Origin of the sequence: Streptomyces flavofungini, assembly GCF_041028215.1 — a bacterium.
Classification (GTDB): domain Bacteria; phylum Actinomycetota; class Actinomycetes; order Streptomycetales; family Streptomycetaceae; genus Streptomyces; species Streptomyces flavofungini_B.
The window spans coordinates 1-2,429 of record NZ_JASKYR010000962.1 but is presented as its reverse complement, the minus strand read 5'-3'; the positions used below and the strand labels follow the sequence as shown (position 1 = coordinate 2,429).

The following is a 2,429-nucleotide window of genomic DNA, read 5'->3' as shown; positions in this document are numbered from 1 at the left end:
GTCCGCTGGTTCTGGTGTGTCGGACACGGGACCCCCTCCCGGCCGGCGCACCCTGCGCAGCTCGTGGCGGCGCTACGGGCCGCAGGGCTGGCGGGGCCCGGCATCTCGTTCAGTGCGCGCCGGTCAAGATCAACGGACGGCGCGCACCACAGTAGCCGCGCGACCGCCGTATGCGCCCCGGAGCGCCCCTCCCTGTGTCATGACCGTGACAGCAGCCCAAAGTCGCAGCCAGGACCATGACAACAGCGGGCCTGCCGAAAAGCAGGCCCAGGAGTGCTAGGCCCGCCCCCGGACGCTCTCAGGCAGCCAGTCGGGCAGTTCCTCGGTCCGCTGGAGCCACTCGCGCGGCGGCGCCCCGCCCGCTCCGGAGGCGACCACGCCGCCCACGATGGCGCAGGTGGTGTCCACGTCGCCGCCGACCGACGCCGTGTCCCAGAAGGCCCGCTCGTACGCCCCGAGGCCGCGCGCCGCCGACCAGAGCGCGAACGGCACCGTGTCGTGGGCCGAGGTGCGGCGCCCGCAGCCCAGTACCGCGGCGACCGTGGCCGCGTCTCCGTAGTCGAGCATGTCCCGCGCCCTGCGCAGCCCCGCTCCCACGGCGCTGCGCGGCACCAGCGCGATGACGCCGTCGAGCAGGTCCTTCGGCGCGGGCGGCCCCGCGGGGTCGGCGGCGAGCGCCGCCGCGGCGGCCACCGCCATGGCGCCGACCACGGCCTCCCGGTGCTGGTGCGTGGGGTAGGCGGAGATCTCCGCCTGGTGGGTCGCCTGCTCGGGGTCGTCCGCGTACCAGGCGCCGAGCGGCGCGATCCGCATGGCGGCGCCGTTCCCCCAGGAGCCCTGCCCCTTGAAGAGCGCGGAGGCCAGCTCACGCCAGTCCCCGCCCTCGCGGACAAGGCGCAGCAGCCGGTTGACCGCGGGGCCGTAGCCGCGGTCGAAGTCGTGGTGCGTGGCGAACGAGAGTGCGAGGGCGTCCTGGTCGATCCGCCGGTGCGCCAGCAGCACGGCAAGCACGGAGCAGGCCATCTCGGTGTCATCCGTCCACTGCCAGGGTGCGTCCGGCAGCGTCCGCTTCTTGAGCAGGGGATAGTGCGCGGGCACGAAGAACTGGGAGCCCAGCGCGTCGCCCACCGCCAGTCCGCGCAGGCTGGCGAGCGCACGCTCCGTGCGCCGGTCGAAGGAGGAGTCAGCGGTCATCGCTCAGCCACTCTATCCGGTGATGCCGTACGGCTCCGGCTCCCGCCAGCGTTCGAAGGGCCGGTCGAGCGCGTACTTGCCGTCGTCGCCGAGCACCAGCATCCGCATCTCGCCGTTCCCGGGGTTCGACAGCGACTCGAACTCGGCCACCGTCCAGTGGAACCAGCGCATGCAGAACAGCCGCATGGTGAGCCCGTGCGTGACAAGGAGGACGTTCGGCGGATGGTCCGGGGCCTCGAAGCTCCGGTAGAGGCTCTCCAGGAAGGCGCCCACCCTGTCGTACACGTCCGCACCGGACTCGCCCTGGGCGAAGCGGTAGAAGAAGTGTCCGTAGGCGTCCCGATAGGCCTTCTGGAGGCGTACGTCGTCCCGGTCCTGCCAGTTCCCCCAGTCCTGCTCGCGCAGCCTGGGCTCCTCGCGCACCCGTGCGCGAGCGGGGTCGAGGCGGAACGCCCGGAGCGTCTCGTGCGTGCGCCGGTAGGGCGAGACGTACACACTCACCCGCTCCCGGCCGATCACCTCATGGAGGCGCTTTCCCGTCTCTTCCGCCTGGGACCACCCCGTCTCGGTGAGGGCGAGCGCGTGATCGGGCTCGCGCTCGTACACGGTGTCGTCGGCGTTTCCCGCCGACTCGCCGTGCCGGACCAGGATGATGCGCCGCGGGCGTGCCATGCGGAAACCCTAGATCGACCAGGTGCCCGACGGCTCAGCCGGGTCGCCGTCCGGACTCCATCCGGCGTACGCCGTGCCCGCGCGCGGGATCACACCGTCCACGACGGTTCGAGGTCGACGACGTCCCCCGCGAGGGCCGCGACGTCCGCCTCCGTCTGGGCCCGCAGGGAGAGCCGCTCCACCCGCTCGACGCGGTACTTCCCGCGCTCGGCGGCGGACTGCCACATGGAGAGCACCAGGAACTCATGGCCCGGCGCCTCGCCGAAGAGCCCGCGCAGCATGCCGGGCGAACCGGCCATCGCCGGGTTCCAGACCTTCTGCTGCATCAGGGCGAAGTGCTCCACCCGCTCCTCGTGGATGCGGCAGTGGGCGACACGCACCACGTCGGCGTCGGTGAAGCGCGGCTCGAACCCGGTCTTCACGTCGAACAGGTGGTCGAAGAGCTTGGCCCGCGCGTTCTTGTACGTGCCTCCCTGCGCCGCCGCGAGCCGGTCGTGGGAGCGGGCCATGAAGGAGTCGTAGAAGGCGCGGCTCTCCCAGAACGTGAAGACGTGCGCGACACC

The 2,429-nt window shown here is 72.3% G+C and carries 3 protein-coding genes; all 3 read right to left on the bottom strand.

Going from position 1 to position 2,429, the window contains the following annotated elements:
- Positions 1 to 276: 276 nt before the first annotated feature.
- Positions 277 to 1,194, bottom strand: a complete 918-nt coding sequence (locus tag AB8Z36_RS37135; protein WP_369217792.1) for an ADP-ribosylglycohydrolase family protein — start codon at positions 1,192 to 1,194, stop codon at positions 277 to 279.
- 12 nt (positions 1,195 to 1,206) lie between these two features.
- Positions 1,207 to 1,866 carry a histidine phosphatase family protein gene (locus AB8Z36_RS37130; protein WP_369217791.1) on the bottom strand — a complete coding sequence of 220 codons (660 nt, stop codon included), beginning with the start codon at positions 1,864 to 1,866 and terminating at the stop codon, positions 1,207 to 1,209.
- A gap of 89 nt (positions 1,867 to 1,955) precedes the next feature.
- Positions 1,956 to 2,429, bottom strand: a 474-nt coding sequence (locus AB8Z36_RS37125; RefSeq protein WP_369217790.1) for a DUF4937 domain-containing protein, incomplete at its 5' end; no start/stop codon positions are given.